The sequence below is a fragment of the Iodidimonas muriae genome, assembly GCF_014647255.1.
GTDB lineage: Bacteria > Pseudomonadota > Alphaproteobacteria > Sphingomonadales > Rhodothalassiaceae > Iodidimonas > Iodidimonas muriae.
This window is the reverse complement of the sequence record NZ_BMOV01000003.1, coordinates 17,750-32,910: the sequence shown is the minus strand read 5'-3', so window position 1 is coordinate 32,910 and position 15,161 is coordinate 17,750. Positions and strand designations below refer to the sequence as shown.

General features: G+C 55.9%; 14 protein-coding genes. 8 read left to right on the top strand and 6 right to left on the bottom strand.

Annotated elements, in window-relative coordinates; translation table 11 throughout:
* The first annotated feature begins 29 nt into the window (after window positions 1-29).
* The 8 genes from IEX96_RS05045 to IEX96_RS05010 all read left to right on the top strand — a co-directional run bounded on the left by IEX96_RS05045 (window position 30) and on the right by IEX96_RS05010 (window position 8,535).
* The gene (locus IEX96_RS05045) at window positions 30-2,066 is read left to right on the top strand and encodes a TonB-dependent receptor plug domain-containing protein (RefSeq protein ID WP_188873571.1); all 2,037 of its coding nucleotides are present in this window, start codon (window positions 30-32) and stop codon (window positions 2,064-2,066) included.
* Window positions 2,067-2,099: 33 nt separating this feature from the next.
* On the top strand, window positions 2,100-3,893 hold the full coding sequence (locus IEX96_RS05040) for a methyl-accepting chemotaxis protein (RefSeq protein WP_188873570.1): 1,794 nt from the start codon (window positions 2,100-2,102) through the stop codon (window positions 3,891-3,893).
* Between the two features lie 202 nt (window positions 3,894-4,095).
* Window positions 4,096-5,007 carry an SDR family oxidoreductase gene (locus tag IEX96_RS05035; RefSeq protein WP_150005860.1) on the top strand — a complete coding sequence of 304 codons (912 nt, stop codon included), beginning with the start codon at window positions 4,096-4,098 and terminating at the stop codon, window positions 5,005-5,007.
* Window positions 5,008-5,210: 203 nt separating this feature from the next.
* Window positions 5,211-5,840, top strand: a complete 630-nt coding sequence (locus tag IEX96_RS05030) for a 50S ribosomal protein L25/general stress protein Ctc (RefSeq protein ID WP_150005861.1) — start codon at window positions 5,211-5,213, stop codon at window positions 5,838-5,840.
* A 10-nt stretch (window positions 5,841-5,850) separates the two neighbouring features.
* Entirely contained in the window at window positions 5,851-6,426 is a 576-nt protein-coding gene (gene pth, locus IEX96_RS05025) for an aminoacyl-tRNA hydrolase (protein ID WP_150005862.1), read from the top strand.
* A 42-nt stretch (window positions 6,427-6,468) separates the two neighbouring features.
* Entirely contained in the window at window positions 6,469-7,572 is a 1,104-nt protein-coding gene (gene ychF / locus IEX96_RS05020; RefSeq protein WP_150005863.1) for a redox-regulated ATPase YchF, read from the top strand.
* An 80-nt stretch (window positions 7,573-7,652) separates the two neighbouring features.
* Window positions 7,653-8,117, top strand: a complete 465-nt coding sequence (locus tag IEX96_RS05015) for a MaoC family dehydratase (protein ID WP_229773547.1) — start codon at window positions 7,653-7,655, stop codon at window positions 8,115-8,117.
* Between the two features lie 64 nt (window positions 8,118-8,181).
* Window positions 8,182-8,535 (top strand): hypothetical protein, encoded by a 354-nt coding sequence (locus IEX96_RS05010; RefSeq protein ID WP_150005864.1) that lies wholly within the window; start codon window positions 8,182-8,184, stop codon window positions 8,533-8,535.
* A 379-nt stretch (window positions 8,536-8,914) separates the two neighbouring features.
* Here the strand turns inward: IEX96_RS05010 and IEX96_RS05005 are convergent, their stop codons facing one another.
* The 6 genes from IEX96_RS05005 to smc form a co-directional block, all read right to left on the bottom strand.
* On the bottom strand, window positions 8,915-9,463 hold the full coding sequence (locus tag IEX96_RS05005) for a F0F1 ATP synthase subunit B family protein (protein WP_150005865.1): 549 nt from the start codon (window positions 9,461-9,463) through the stop codon (window positions 8,915-8,917).
* Complete coding sequence (locus IEX96_RS05000; RefSeq protein ID WP_150005866.1) at window positions 9,463-9,954, bottom strand: F0F1 ATP synthase subunit B family protein; 492 nt, start codon at window positions 9,952-9,954, stop codon at window positions 9,463-9,465. The genes IEX96_RS05005 and IEX96_RS05000 overlap by 1 nt, the downstream gene beginning before the upstream one ends.
* Before the next feature lie 140 nt (window positions 9,955-10,094).
* A complete protein-coding gene (locus IEX96_RS04995) occupies window positions 10,095-10,322 on the bottom strand; it encodes a F0F1 ATP synthase subunit C (RefSeq protein ID WP_042085892.1) in 228 nt (75 codons plus the stop codon).
* 60 nt (window positions 10,323-10,382) lie between these two features.
* Window positions 10,383-11,129, bottom strand: a complete 747-nt coding sequence (locus IEX96_RS04990) for a F0F1 ATP synthase subunit A (protein ID WP_150005867.1) — start codon at window positions 11,127-11,129, stop codon at window positions 10,383-10,385.
* 27 nt (window positions 11,130-11,156) lie between these two features.
* Window positions 11,157-11,534 carry an AtpZ/AtpI family protein gene (locus tag IEX96_RS04985; RefSeq protein ID WP_150005868.1) on the bottom strand — a complete coding sequence of 126 codons (378 nt, stop codon included), beginning with the start codon at window positions 11,532-11,534 and terminating at the stop codon, window positions 11,157-11,159.
* Window positions 11,535-11,691: 157 nt separating this feature from the next.
* Window positions 11,692-15,156, bottom strand: a complete 3,465-nt coding sequence (smc, locus tag IEX96_RS04980) for a chromosome segregation protein SMC (protein ID WP_150005869.1) — start codon at window positions 15,154-15,156, stop codon at window positions 11,692-11,694.
* Between the last annotated feature and the right edge of the window lie 5 nt (window positions 15,157-15,161).

Here is a 15,161-nt window from a genome sequence, read left to right as displayed (position 1 = left end):
AACTCACACATGTTCTCGGGAAAATTATTATGCCTAGTTTGATGAAGAAAAACCTCCTCGCTTGTGTGTCGTTTGTTGCTTTGGCTGGAAGCCAGGCCGCGCTCGCCCAGTCCGTGGATTATGGCTCGTTGGAAATGTTGTTTGGCGAACCTGTCACCACATCGGCCACCGGAAAGCCGCAGCGTAGTTCCGAAGTGCCGGTTCCTATGGAAATCGTGACGGCTGACCAGATCAGCCAGACCGGGGCCACGAATATCCCTGATGCCCTGCGCCATGTGATGGGCGTGGATGTGATCCGCTGGTCCACTGAAGGGGCGGATGTTTCGGTGCGCGGCTATAACTCGCCTTTCAATCCGCGCCTGTTGGTTCTGGTGAATGGCCGTCAGGTTTATGCCGACCATTTCGGCATGGTTTTCTGGAATGCAATCCCTGTTCAAATGGGGGAAATTCGCCAGATCGAAGTGGTGAAAGGCCCTAATACGGCCCTTTTCGGCTTCAATGCCGCCATCGGGGTGATCAATATCGTCACCTATAACCCGATGCATGATGATGTGAACGATGTGCGTTTCACCTATGGCACCCAGGATACCAAAGAAGTGAGTGGTCTTTTGACCAAGCGCTTTGAAAATGGCGGCATTTCCATGTCGGGTAGCTATCTGGATGCCAATGCGTTCAATGCAGGCGATGAGCCGCGGATCATTCCGGACCGCGATCCTTCCACCGGCACGTTCAATTTGCGCGGTCAGTTCAAGCTGGATGCCAAATCGGAAATCGGTTTTGAAGGGTCATGGTCTTCCACCAAGCGTGCCGCTTTCGTTCCGACCTTTCAGGCATCGCACCCCGATGTGGAGACATTTTCGGCACGCGGGTCTTATCTGCGGGATTCCAGCATTGGCTTGATCAAGGCGAATGTCTATTTCAACTCGCTTGACCATGATACCACGGTGTTTGGCTTTGGTGAGTTGGCCTATCAGAACGATGTTCTGGTGGCGCAGGTAGAAGACCTGTTCAAAATCGGCACCAACCATTCCTTCCGCCTGTTTGGCGAATATCGCCACAATACATATAAAGGCGAATTTGGTTCCAATCCCTTTGATGAAGGGGTGAAGGCCAATTTTGACTCCTTTGCCGCCAGTGGCATGTGGGATTGGACCATCACAGACCGGCTGAATTTTGTTGGCAGCGGGCGTCTGGATGTTGTCGATTTCTCGCGCTCCGGCTTTGAAGTTCCGGGCTTTCCTCTGACCAATGAGGATTTCGACCGCAGCCTGACGGAATATACCTATAATGCCGGGCTGGTATGGCGGGCCGACGAACAGACCAGTGTGCGCTTTTCGGCGGCACGCGGGGCGAAAATGATGAGCCTCATCGAATTTGCCGCTGCAGGGATGGGGCCGGGTCCATTCCCGGGCACCACGTTCATTGAAATCGGCAACCCCGATCTGGGGGCCAGCATCACCGAGAGCTATGACATCGGTGTGGAACGCCAAATTCCGGCGCTGTTCTCCAGCCTTCAGGCGAATGTGTTCTACACATCCCTGTCGAAAAACGTGACGGTTGCGAATTTCCAGCCGAATTTCGTCGCGCCGCCGCTCTTTGTGTCGCAACCGATCGATGTGGGTGCGTCCGAGCAGATCGGTGTCGAAGTGGAATTGGAAGGGGCAAAAGACAATCTGCGTTGGAGCGCCAATTACAGCTATATTGATGTGGATGATAAGTTCGATTTGTTCACAAACGGGATCAGCCCGGTCGGGGTCGATTTCGAACGCTCAACCCCCAAGCACAAGGCCAATGCTCATCTGGGCTATACCCTTGGGGCCTTCGACATTGATCTCTATGCCCAATATTTCTCGAAATCGGATCGGATCGAACAAAACCCCGCCGGTGGGTTGAGCCTGGCACCGGTGAATGACGTGTTCACCCTTTCAGGGCGGGCCACTTATGACATCACGGACTGGTGGGATGTGACCATTTCCGCCGTGGCATTCAATCAGAAAACCTACAACCCAAGCCAGGCGGATGCGGCAGAACGTCAAGCCTATCTGACCACATCTTTCCGCTGGTGATTTGAAGAAATGCATAAGATGGTGAGGGAAAGTATGTCTAAAAAAACATCCGTCTCGATTGGAAAAGGCGTTAAAAACTGGCCATTTGCAGCGAAATTTGCACTGGCTCCCATACTTGCCCTCATCGGCATCGTTGTGATGGTCAGCTTTGCGGTGAATGCTCTGAGCGGTAGCAATGCAGCGATGATCCGTATCGTTGATGATGGCCTTGCCACCAGTATCGAGGTGGGGACGTTGGGCCAGGAATTCAAATCGGCGGAAGGGCGGCTCTATCGGTTTATGACAGCAACGGCTGCGGGCGACAGCACGGCTGATGTTTCGGAAATGGATATAGCGGCAAATGAAATCGGCATGGTGCAAGACCGCCTTGCTGCCTTGGCGGAAACGCCTGTGGGTCAAAGCATGGCCGAACAATTGGCCGCGGTGTCTGGCGATCTGCAATCCTATCGGGATGCCATTGGCGTGGTGGCAACCATGCTGGAGATTGATTTCGCCAGTTCCGCTTCCTTGTTGGCACCTTTCGGGGAATTGGGAGAGCGTGTTTCGCAAACCATTGTGGATCTGGTGGCAACGGCAGAAAAAGCCGCTGTCGAAGATGCCAGCGCCGCCCAGGAAAATGCCAGCGCCACTTTGCGCAATATTGTGATTATTGCGGTGGTTGGCACACTTTTGCTGACGGTGGCGTCGGGCATCGTCGGATTTGATACGGTGCGGGGCACGCGCACCATTGCCGATGCCACCAGCCGCGTGGCGGCGGGTGATACCAGCCTAGATATTGCCAGCCTGGAACGTGGGGATGAATTGGGGGCCATCGCACAGGCTTTGGCTACTTTCCGGGTCGCACAAGAAGAAACCGCGCGCTTGCGGGCTGAACAAGATGCCGCCCGTGTGCGCGAGGCGGAACAGGCACAAGAGCGTCAGGCATTGGAAGCCCGGCGCGAGGCCGAAGAACGCGCCCGCGATCAAGAGCGTCAGGAAAAAGCGGCAGAAGAACGCCGGGCTTTGGCCGAGCATTTCGATCAAACCGTTTCGAATCTGATGCGGGGTCTGGAAGCGTCGGCGCAGCAAGTGGCGGAAAGTGCACAGGGCATGAAAACGCGGGCTGGTGAAAATGCCACCTGGAGTCAGGAATTGACGGAAGCCTCCCGCTCGGTTCTGGATAATATTCAGGTGATATCTTCGGCTACAGAGCAGATGCTGGCCTCTATTGATGAAATTTCCGGGCAGGTTCAACATTCTTCACACAATGTGGCGGATGCGGTGTCGGCCACCGTGGAAGCATCGGACACGGTGCAAACGCTTGAGACATCAGTGCGCCAGATCGGGGAAATCGTTACCTTGATCAATGATATTGCCGACCAGACCAATCTTTTGGCCTTGAATGCCACCATCGAAGCCGCACGGGCCGGAGATGCCGGAAAAGGCTTTGCCGTGGTGGCCAGCGAGGTGAAATCGTTGGCGGCGCAAACAGCAAAGGCCACCAATGATATCGGTGACCGGATCGGTCAGGTGCAATCATTGACGGGATCTGTGGTGTCGCGCATGGCTGCAACCAAAGACATGATCGGCAAGGCGGAAGAAAGCGCAACAGCCATCGCATCGGCGGTGGAAGAGCAGGCGGCCGCGACGCAGGAAATCGTCCGAACGGTGGAGCTGACCTCGCAAGAAACCGATCTGTTCGCTGAGCGGGTCGAGCGGATGAATGCCGGCGCCGAGGAAAATGGCGAGGCTTCCCAATCCCTGTTGGATGTGATCACCAGCTTGGGGGATGGCTTCCAGACGCTGGGCAGCGCCGCAGATGATTTCGTGCGCCAGATCAGGGCCTGAGCCCCTGAAACACAGCGCCAATGGAAATAGGCCGCGTTGGAGATTGATCTCCGGCGCGGTTTTCTGTTTCGTTTGGCTTAAGGGGGGCGCAAACCCGCCACTTCAGATGCTTGCCCATAAGGCGCGGCTCTTCTAAATAAAAGATCGTGTTTTTTAAGGCTCGGATTGGGTCCGTGCCGCCAGATGTTTGGGAGACGGAGAAATGGCCATTCGGTTCGATGGACGGGTCGCAATTGTGACAGGAGCCGGAGGCGGCCTTGGCCGGAGCCATGCTCTGGAATTTGCGCGGCGCGGTGCAAAAGTGGTGGTGAATGATCTGGGAGGCTCGGTGGACGGGTCTGGCGGCTCATCGGATGCCGCCAATGCCGTTGTGGAAGAAATCAAGGCGGCAGGCGGTGAAGCCATTGCCAACGGGTCGTCCGTTACCGATCGGGACGGGGTGGCGCGGTTGGTCGCCGAAGCCATGGATGCCTTTGGCCGTATCGATATTTTAGTGAACAATGCCGGAATCCTGCGGGACAAATCCTTTGCTAAAATGAACATGGACGATTTCCAGTTGGTGGTGGATGTGCATCTGATGGGCGCCGCCAATTGCGCCCATGCGGTTTGGCCGGTGATGAAGCAGCAAAAATATGGCCGTATCGTTATGACCGCCTCATCAAGCGGGCTTTACGGGAATTTCGGGCAAACCAATTATGGCGCGGCCAAGCTGGGGCAGGCGGGTTTGATGAACACGCTGAAGCTGGAAGGTGCGAAAGATAATATCCATACCAATGCCATTGTGCCCATCGCTGCCACACGCATGACCGAAGATCTGTTCCCGCCACAACTGTTGGAATTGTTCCGGCCTGAACTTGTCAGCCCTGCGGTGATGTTGCTGGCCGGGGAAGATGCCCCCAATGGCGAAATCATCTGTGCCGGGGCCGGACATTTCGCAAAGGCGCAAATCGTGGAAAGCGAAGGCGCGTATCTGGGCGCGGATGCAACAGCGGAAGCTCTGGCCGCCCGCTGGGATGATATTGTGGATATGCGCGGCCAGCAGCCTTTTGAGATGGGGGCAAAACAGACCGAGAAATTCGCCATGAAAGCAATGGCCGCGCTGAAAAAGGGATAAGGGACAAGGGCTTTTCAGTGGCGTGCGGGCGCGACCCTGTGCCGCACGTTCACGGCCCGTTGAAACGTGCAAAAGCGGGGCTTTTATAGAGGCAGCCCTTGATTTTTTGCACCCAAGCGGCTATGCCCGCGCCGAAGCATGTAACCGGGGCATCCCTGGAGGCCCGGTATGTTTCGTTTGTTTAATGAATGGAGAATATGACGATGGCTCAGGCTTTGACCCTGAATGTGCTGCCTCGCGATAAGGCCGGAAAGGGATCCGCCCGCGCAGCGCGCCGTGACGGCCTTGTACCGGCTGTTATCTATGGTGCGAAAAAACCCCCGGTTATGGTGACGATCAAGCTCAATGAATTGATCGCCCTTTTGAACCGTGGTGGCTTTTTATCGCATCAGTATGAACTGTCGGTTGATGGCAAAAAAGAACGCGTTCTGCCGCGTGATATCCAGCTTCATCCAGTTACTGATACGCCACTGCATGTGGATTTTCTGCGTCTTGCAAAAGGCTCGAAAGTCACCGTGGAAGTGCCTGTACATTTCTCCAATGAAGAAAAATGTGCCGGCCTGAAACGTGGCGGTGTTCTGAATATCGTGCGGCATGAAGTGGAACTGAATGTTCCTGCCACGGATATTCCGGAATCCATCGATATTGATCTCGCCTCTTTCGATGTGGGCGATAGCATCAAGATTTCGACGGTGTCTCTGCCTGAAGGCTGTGAGCCAACCATTACCGATCGTGATTTCACAATCGCCACGATTGCAGCGCCGTCTTCCATGCGGTCCGAGGAAAGTGAAGAGTCCGAGGAAGCTGAAACGGAAGAGAGCTCCGAGGACTGAGAGCCAGCACATGCTGCTTTTTGCCGGTTTGGGCAATCCCGGAAATCGATATGCCGACAATCGGCATAATATTGGCTTTATGGCGGTGGATGAAATACTCCGCCGCCATTCCTTTGGGCCAGAGCGCGCCCGCTTTTCCGCTTTGTGCAGTGAAGGGAGGATCGCCGGTGAAAAGGTGATCGTTCTAAAGCCGCAGACTTATATGAACGAAAGTGGTCGTGCGGTTGGCGAAGCCATGCGTTTTTATAAGCTGACGGCGGCCGACCTTGTGGTTTTTCATGATGAGCTGGATCTGACACCGGGCAAGCTGCGGGTGAAAGTCGGCGGCGGTCATGCGGGCCATAATGGCTTGCGTTCGATCATGGCCCATTGCGGGGCCGATTTTGTCCGTGTGCGCATGGGCATCGGGCATCCCGGTGATCGGGATCTCGTCAGTCCTTATGTACTGTCTGATTTTTCCAAGGCGGACTGGCCTTGGGTTGATGGCTTATGCGACGCCATTGCGGGGAGCGCCCAATGGCTCGTCAAGCGCGATTGGCCGCGCTTTATGACCGATGTGGCGCAGTCCGTGTCGCACTCTCGCTAAAAACAATGGGCGCTACAAGGGCGCCGCGATAAGGATCGGAAAATGGGTTTCAAATGCGGTATCGTCGGCTTGCCTAATGTTGGCAAGTCCACCTTGTTCAATGCGCTGACCAACACGGCCGCCGCCCAAGCGGCGAATTATCCTTTTTGCACCATTGATCCCAATGTGGGCGATGTCTCTGTGCCTGATCCGCGTCTTTCTGAAATAGCCAGCCTTGCCAAATCTCAGCAGACGATCCCCACCCGGTTATCTTTTGTGGATATTGCCGGATTGGTGCGCGGCGCTTCCAAAGGCGAAGGGCTTGGCAATCAGTTCCTGGCCAATATCCGCGAGGTTGATGCCATCGTGCATGTGTTGCGGTGCTTTGAAGATGACGACATCACCCATGTGGACGGCAAAGTGGACCCTGTGGCGGATGCGGAAACGGTGGAAACCGAGCTGATGCTGGCAGACCTTGAGTCGTTGACCAAGCGTATTCCCAATCTGGAGCGGCGCATCCGTGGTCAGGAAAAAGAAGCAAAAATCATTCTGGAATTGGTGACGCGCTGCATTTCAGTGCTGGAAGATGGACGGCCAGCCCGCGCGGTGGAGCGTGCCGATCCGGAAGAAGAACGCCTGTTTGAAGGGCTGCAATTGCTGACCGGGAAACCGATTCTCTATGTCTGCAATGTGGATGAGGCGGCGGCCGCATCCGGCAATGCGTTTTCGGCAAAGGTGGAAGAAAAAGCCACGGCCGAAGGGGCGGCTTGCGTGATTATTTCTGCCGCCATTGAAGCGGAAATCGCACAGATGGACAGCGACGAGGAAAAAGCGGAATTTCTGGCGGATATCGGCCTTTCGGAAACCGGGCTCGCCCGCATCATCCGCGCGGGCTATGATTTGCTGGGATTGATTACCTATTTCACCGTTGGCCCCAAAGAGGCACGCGCCTGGACCATCACCCAAGGCACCAAAGCCCCGCAAGCGGCTGGCGTTATCCATACGGACTTTGAAAAGGGCTTCATTCGGGCCGAAACCACGGCATTTGATGATTATGTGGCTTGTGGCGGCGAGCATGGCGCGAAGGACGCCGGGAAAATGCGTCTGGAAGGCAAGGAATATCTGGTCCAAGATGGGGACATTATGATGTTCCGCTTTGCCAATTAAAGCCTGCCGGATTGCTCTTCCGGGTTCATGTGGCGCGATGGGATATCTCTGGACAGGTGGATAGCAAGGAGGTTTCCAAGGTGCAAAAACAGGCCATGTTTTTTGAAGATTTCCATGTGGGAGACGAGGCATCTTTCGGCCGTTACGAAGTGACAGAAGCCGAAGTTCTTGATTTCGCAAGGAAATATGACCCTCAAGCCTTCCATGTGGATAAGGAGGCGGCAAAAAAATCACTGTTCGGGGCTTTGTGCGCTTCGGGCTGGCACACATGCGCCATGACCATGCGCATGATGGTCGATCATATGGAAGAAACCGGCACAGCCACCCTTGGGTCGCCCGGTGTGGATGAGATCCGCTGGGTGAAACCCGTTTATCCGGGGGACGTGTTAAGCGTGCATATGAAAGTTACAGACACGCGTCGCTTGAAATCCAAGCCGGGAATAGGCAATATCAAGAGCGATTACACGGTGCTCAATCAGAAGGGTGATGTTGTCATGACCTTCAAGAGCAACGGGTTTTTCAAGACTTCCGGGGAGGGCGATTGATCGTCCGCGCCACAGTCATTGCATGTGTTTGTCGATCAGAAAACTCTTTTTAAGGGAAACCAATATGATCCGTTCTTCTCTTCTCGCGCTCGTTGTGTCGGGTTTTTGTTTTGGCGGTGTTGCGTCTGCACAGGTGCTGAGTGTGACGGAAGCTGAAGGCCGGATTACCGAGGCATGTAAAGCGGAACCGGGGGCCGATCCAGAGGCTTGCGAATGTTATATCGTGGAACTGAAAAAGGCGCTGCCCAAGGATTCCTACGAAATCATGACCGTTCTTGCTGCGATTGCCGTTAGCGGTGATGACGAAGGCATGAAGGCCTTCGCGGAAGAAGAAGATCTGGCTTATGATGAAGTGAATGAACTTCTTGTGGAAACGCGTTTGACCTTGAACAAGGTGGAAGAGATTTGCGGCTATTGATTTCTGCTTGATGCCGTAACTGTCAAGAGCACGCAGGATAAGCCGTCGGTTCCAGACTTTTCTGGGACTGGCGGTTTTTTGTTTCCCGGCTGCGTCCGGCCTGTCCGCGTCAATCTGTGGATGCTGTCCATTTGCCGCCCTACCTGACAGCTATATAGCCCCGGAGAACGCCATGGATGGGCCTGGAGCGCGCATATGGGGCGGGAGGCTGCTTTGCCCAAGGAGAAGGGCGACGTGGCATATGGGCTGCGCTATGGCGGTAATATGGGGGAGGCTTAAAAGGGCGCTTGGCCCCGATCCTGCGACGGGTATTCCGGATCGGCCCGGAGGAAAAGCACTTCCGCAGCCCGGTTCGACTGCGGAAGGCAAAGAAATTGGATCAGGCGTCCAGACCTTTGATGGTCGTGGCGATCAGGTCGGAGCCTTTTTTGCCCGACAATTTATCGGCGATCACCGTGCGAGCGGCTTTCACAGCGATATCGGTGGCTTCCGCACGAAGATTGCGCAGGGCATCTTGTTCTGCCTGCTTGATTTTCTGGCGAGCCACTTCTTCGCGGCGGGTGCTGACACGATTGATCTCGGCCATTGCTTCGCTGGTGGCCAGGCGGGCATCGTCTTCGGCCTGAGCAATGATGGCGTCTGCTTCGCTGGCGGCTTCCCGCTGGCGACGTTGCCTTTGTGCCAGATCGGCCTGTGCTTCTTCCCGAAGCTGACGGGCTTCATCGATCTGTCCGGCGATTTTGGCAGAGCGGTCATCAAGTGCTTTGGCAATCATTTTGTGAATGCCAAAATACAGCAACAAAGCAACGAAGATTATGAATCCAAGGGCAACATAGAATTCTGCCGATTGGAACAGCCCTTCTTCGCCGTGATGGGCATTCACTTCCACCAGTTCCTGATGGCCGTTATTTTGAGATGTCTGGGCCATTATGCCGCCTCCGACCGGATGGTGGCCACAGCCGCTTCAAGCTCGGCGCTTTCCACCTCTTCACCTATCAGGCGTGCGATCAGGGACGCAGCCACATCCGTGGCCATTTTATCCATCTCGCCCATAGCGGCCTTTACTTCCTGATCGATACCCTGTTGGGCTTTGGCAATTTCTGCATCGATTTTTGCTTGCGTCTCGCTCAGAAGTTTTTCGGAGCGTTCGCGGATGTCGGCCTTGGTGCGTTCGGAAATGGCCCCTGCTTTGGCCCGAGCCTGAGCCAGAGCCGCTTCATACTCTTGAGTGAGTTCGTCGGCCTTGGCTTTCATGGTGCGGGCGGCATCCAGATCGGCTTCGATCTGTTCAGAACGCTCGACCATGGCCCGCTCCACACGCGGAAGTCCCACGCGTGCCATAAGCAGCCAAAGTACGCCAAAGGCGATGATCAGCCAAATGATCTGTGGTGCAAAAAGCGCCGGATCAAACTGAGGCATTGTGCTTCCTCTTGCTCGGGTCGCGTGTCAGGTCGTTTTCGGCCTATCAATCCCATTATGGGACTGATCCGGCTGAAAATCCACCGCCGGACCCGATGAACGGACGATCCGGCGGTGGGCATTGATTGCTTGGCCGCCTATTAGGCGACGAACAGCAAGATCAGGGCAACCAGGAACGAGAAAATGCCCAGGGCTTCTGTCACGGCAAAGCCGAAAATCAGGGTCGGGCGCAGCTTGTCAGCGGCAGCCGGATTGCGAAGTGCGGCCTGAAGGAAATAGCCAAAGATCAAGCCAAGGCCGATACCGGCCCCACCCATGCCGAGTGTGGCGATCCCTGCACCGATGAGCTTTGCGGCTTCTGCGTCCATTAGTCAGTCCTTTCGTATAAGGTCAGATGGTCAAATGAGTTGTGGATGTGGCTTGGCCGATCAATGTTCAAGATTGACGGCGTCGTTCAGATAAACACAGGTCAAAAGCGCGAACACATAGGCCTGCACAACGGCGACCAGAAGTTCAAGCGCATTCAGAATGACAATCATCAAGGCCGGCAGCACCGAAATCCCTGACAATACACCGCCCGCCAACAACAGGCTAACGATGAAACCGGCAAATACCTTCAACAGAATATGCCCGGCGGTCATGTTGGCAAACAGACGCACCGAATGGGTGATCGGACGCGAGAGGAAGGAAATAACCTCGATCACGATGATCAACGGCATCAAAACGATCGGCGTATCCTTGGGAACAAACATCCCGAGGAAGTGCGCGCCATGATTGATGAAGCCAATGACAATGGTTGCCAGAAAAATCAGTCCGGCAAAGGCGAATGTAACCGCCAGATGGCTGGTCACCGTAAAGGAATAGGGCAGCAAACCAATCAGGTTTCCGGCGAGAATAAACATGAACAGGGTAAAGACGAACGGCACATAGGCGCGTCCTTTCTGTCCGATATTCTCTTTCACCATACCGGCAATGAATTCATAGCAAAGTTCAACCATGGACTGCCAGCGGCCGGGCACCACATTGCTACGGCGCACGCCCATCAGCACGAACACAGCAACGCTGAGGCTGCTGATCAGCATGAAAATGCCAGCATTGGTCAGGGATGCATCGACGCCCGCAATGGAAAGCGGGGCTGCGGGATGAATTTCGAATTGCTCGAGCGGGTTAGCCACGCCTTAAAGCTCCGCGATGAGAGTTGCCTATTCGTTTTCGCCAGTCTTGTCGTCAAGTCCGTCGTCAGTTTTGCCGCCAGCCTTGTCGTCAGTCTCGTCATTGGTGCTTTCAAGAAGCCGCATCAAATTGCGGAACCCTGTCAGCGTTCCGATTAGAAACATCCCGATCAAGAAAATCGGAGATGTTCCAAACCAGCGATCAAGCCAGTAGCCTATGAAAGCGCCGACTGCAACCGCCGACACGAACTCGAGCCCCATTCGATAGCCATGTGACAGGCTTTGGCCGTCGTCCGCATCTTTATTTTGCTGTCCATCGGCATCATCATGCTTCCCGATTTTTGCACGCGCTTCAGCCAACCTCTTGTCGAAGCTGCTTTTTTTATTTTCGCGTGTCTCAGGATCCACGATCACCTGCCATGATTGACAGCGCGCTTGTGAAAAATGCCGGATACACCCCTCTGCAAACGCGCGCGCACTATAGAGGCGGCCCCATATGCTGTCAAGAATGATGGATATTGGTTTAAAGTATTGAAAAATATAAGAAAAGTGTGATTCGCAAGGCTTATTGTGCGGCGGTTAGTGATTCGGCGCGTTCCAGATCCACAGAGACCAGCTGCGAGATTCCGCGTTCGGCCATGGTTACGCCGAACAAACGGTGCATACGGGCCATGGTCACTTCATTATGGGTGACGATAAGAAACCGCGTGTCGGTACGGGCATTCATGCCGTCCAGCAAATCGCACAGCCGCTCCACATTGGCTTCATCCAACGGGGCATCCACTTCGTCCAGCACGCAGATAGGGGCGGGGTTGGTCATGAACACCGCAAAGATCAGGGACAGCGCGGTCAAGGCTTGCTCGCCCCCTGATAAAAGCGACAGGATCTGCAGCTTTTTGCCCGGCGGGCTGGCCATGATCTCGATGCCCGCATCCAAAGGGTCATCCGATTCGACCAGTTCCAGACGCGCATATCCTCCGCCGAACAGGGTTTGAAACAGGTCGGAGAAATGGCGGCTTACCTCTTGAAAGGCGCTCAATAACCGTTCGCGGCCTTCGCGGTTGAGGCTGCCAATTGCCTGACGCAAACGCCCGATGGCCTGTTCCAGATCGCTGCGTTCTTCCAACAGATGGGAAAGCTGGGTTTCAACCTCGCGCAATTCTTCGTCGGCTCTCAGATTCACAGCCCCTAAACGCTCCCGCTGGGCTTTGTGACGCGCCGATTGCTCCTCGAATGTTTCCATATCCGGCAGTTGGGCCGGATCGCCCAGATCCAGTTTCTTTAAAATATCAGGGGGCGGGCATTGAAACCGCTCGCCAGACATGCGGGCAATTTCTTGCCGCTGTGCTGTCATGGCGTCCAATGCTGCAGCGGTTCGCGCGCGGGATTCGCGGATATCGGCAAGCTGTTCTTGCACGGCCTTTAAGGCCCGATCTTTTTCCGCCAGTGCAGTTTCTGCGCTTGCCAATTGATCGGCTGCTTGCCGTCTTGTGGCCTCGGCTTGTTCAATCTGGTCGGCAAGGGATTGACGTTTTTGGGCAAATTCGTCGGGCGGGATTTTGATTTTTACCTGCTCGGCCTGTGCTGTTTGGCGGCGTTTATCCAGTTGCTCCAATTGATCGGCAGCACGCTTGAGCCGTTGTTCCCAAGCGCGATGTTCCGTTTCGATGGCCGACAGGCGATCCCGGCGGCTTTGTGCTTCACGGTTTAATGTGTCGTGGTTGGTGCGGGCCTGAGCCAAAACATGGCGGGCGGTTTCAACCGCTTCCCGCGCGGTTCTGGATCGCGTTTCCAGGTCGGTGGCAAGGGGGAGTTCGGCCAAAGCGGCTTCGATGGTTTTGCAGCGGGCCTGTGCATCGCTCATTTCTTGTGTGAGACGGGCCAGTGTTTCGGTCAGCCCCGCAAGGCGCGAGGCACGGCGATTGGCTTCCGCTTCTGCCTCGGCCAGCTTTTGCTTTGCAGCACGCACGGCGCTTTCCGCTTCATCAAGATGCGTGCGTTGCAATGCCTGCGCCTTTGTGGCGCTTTGAACCGCGCTTTGTGCCTGTTCATGGGCCGTGGCGGCAGCGGCGACTTTGGCTTCCAGTTCAACGCTTTCCGCTTTTAAAACATCCAAGCGGTTTTTCTGTTGCAGGCGAATGGTTGCCGCGCTTGGCGCATTGACAGCCATGCGGTAACCATCCCAGCGCACAAGGCCGCCGTTTTTGGTCACCAGCCTTTGGCCGGGCAGCAAGGCGGGGGCCAGATGCTGTAATTGGGCATCCGTTTCCACCACACCGATTTGCGACAGGCGGCGGGTCAGGGTGGCTGGCCCCTTCACATGATTGGATAAGGCGATTGCCGTATCGGGAAGCTGCGGCACTTGGGAAAGAGGCGGAAGACTATGCCAAACGGTTGGCGCGCCGGCAGCATCAAGGGGGGCATTGAGATCTTCCCCCAGCGCGGCGCCCAAGGCTTGTTCAAAGCCGGCATGCACGGAAAGTTGGTCGGCAATAGAGGCTTGCCCGTTCACATTGCGCGCCTGCAGCCGCTTCTCCAATGCGGCACGGTCTGCTTGATTGCTGGCCATATTGCTGCGGCTTTGCGACAGGGCTGCACGTTTTTGATCCGCTTCTTCGCGGGCTTGCGCGGTTTTTGCGGCAGCCTCTTCCAGTTTGAGGGCACAGTCGGCGATTTGTTTTTCTAAAGAAGCGACAGCGATTTCTGCGGTTTTTACCGCCTGCGCATCGGTGTCGGCCTCTTCCATGGCGTGGATGGCGGCTTGCGTTTCCTGATGATCGCGGGCCATGCGGTCGCGCCGACGCTCAAGGGCGGTCAGATCGCTGGAGAGGCTGGCGCGGCGGCCTCGCGCTTCGGCAAGGTGCTGGCTTATGGCATCATAGGCGGCTTCTGCCTCCTCCGCTTTGCGGGCGCAGGCATCAAGATGGTCGCGGGCCGCCTGTTCCGCCGCAAGCTGGCCTTCTTGGGCCTGCTTATGGCGGGCCTGTTCCGCATCCAGCCGCGACAGGGCGGCTTTGGCATCTGCATGGGTTTCTTTTTCGCGCAGTTCATCCGCTTGAATCTGCTGGATCTGACGCTCCAGCGATGCCAGCATGTCGGCGCGTTGGCGCTCATCCGCTTCAAGCTGGTTGGCGGTCATTTGCAGCCGTTGCACATGGGCTGCGGCATTTGTTTCGGCTTTGCGCAGGTCGGGAAGCCGGGCCGCACTTCGGGTTTGTTCCGCACTGAGCTTCGTTGTCGTGGCTGTCAGGGTGGCGACTTGCTGTTCGATCTCGTGTTGATCGCGTTCCAAGGCGCGCGCCTGATCCAAAGCATTGCGCCATTTGTGGTATAAAATGCCCGCATCTGCCTTGCGGATGTCGTTGGAAAGGGTGCGGTAGCGCTCTGCTTGCCGGGCCTGCCGCTTCAAAGCGGCGCTTTGTGTTTCCAATTGGGTCAGAACATCTTGCAGGCGGACAAGATTGTTTTCCGCCGCTTTCAGGCGTTGTTCCGCTTCCCGGCGGCGGCTGTGCAGGCCGGAAATGCCCGCCGCTTCTTCCAATATGGCGCGGCGGTCCTTTGGCTTTGCCGCAATTAAAGCGCCGACGCGGCCTTGGCTGACCATGGCCGGAGAGCGGGCGCCGGTGGCTGCATCGGCAAATAAAAGCTGCACATCCTTGGCCCGCACATCGCGTCCATTGATGCGGTATGCGGAGCCGGATTCCCGTTCGATTCGACGAACGATTTCAAGCTGGTCTTCTTCATTGAAAGCGGCAGGGGCGCTGCGGCGGCTGTTATCAATGGTCAGCGAGACTTCCGCAAGATTGCGCGCCGGACGGCGGCTGGTTCCTGCGAAAATCACATCGTCCATGCCCGATCCACGCATGGATCGGGCAGAATTTTCTCCCATCACCCAGCGCAGCGCCTCTACCAGATTGGATTTTCCGCAGCCATTGGGCCCGACGATTCCCGTGAGTCCAACCTCGATCCGAAGCTCGGTCGGATCGACGAAGGACTTAAAGCCGGAAAGTCTGAGCTTTGAGAACTGCAAAGGCT

Coding starts and splice junctions, on each gene's coding strand:
- pth (WP_150005862.1), top strand. CDS start 5,851: ATGCTGCTTTTTGCCGGTTTGGGCAATCCCGGAAATCGATATGCCGAC.
- IEX96_RS05000 (WP_150005866.1), bottom strand. CDS start 9,954: ATGCCTCAGTTTGATCCGGCGCTTTTTGCACCACAGATCATTTGGCTG.
- IEX96_RS05005 (WP_150005865.1), bottom strand. CDS start 9,463: ATGGCCCAGACATCTCAAAATAACGGCCATCAGGAACTGGTGGAAGTG.
- IEX96_RS05030 (WP_150005861.1), top strand. CDS start 5,211: ATGGCTCAGGCTTTGACCCTGAATGTGCTGCCTCGCGATAAGGCCGGA.
- ychF (WP_150005863.1), top strand. CDS start 6,469: ATGGGTTTCAAATGCGGTATCGTCGGCTTGCCTAATGTTGGCAAGTCC.
- IEX96_RS05035 (WP_150005860.1), top strand. CDS start 4,096: ATGGCCATTCGGTTCGATGGACGGGTCGCAATTGTGACAGGAGCCGGA.
- IEX96_RS05040 (WP_188873570.1), top strand. CDS start 2,100: ATGTCTAAAAAAACATCCGTCTCGATTGGAAAAGGCGTTAAAAACTGG.
- IEX96_RS04995 (WP_042085892.1), bottom strand. CDS start 10,322: ATGGACGCAGAAGCCGCAAAGCTCATCGGTGCAGGGATCGCCACACTC.
- IEX96_RS05010 (WP_150005864.1), top strand. CDS start 8,182: ATGATCCGTTCTTCTCTTCTCGCGCTCGTTGTGTCGGGTTTTTGTTTT.
- IEX96_RS05045 (WP_188873571.1), top strand. CDS start 30: ATGCCTAGTTTGATGAAGAAAAACCTCCTCGCTTGTGTGTCGTTTGTT.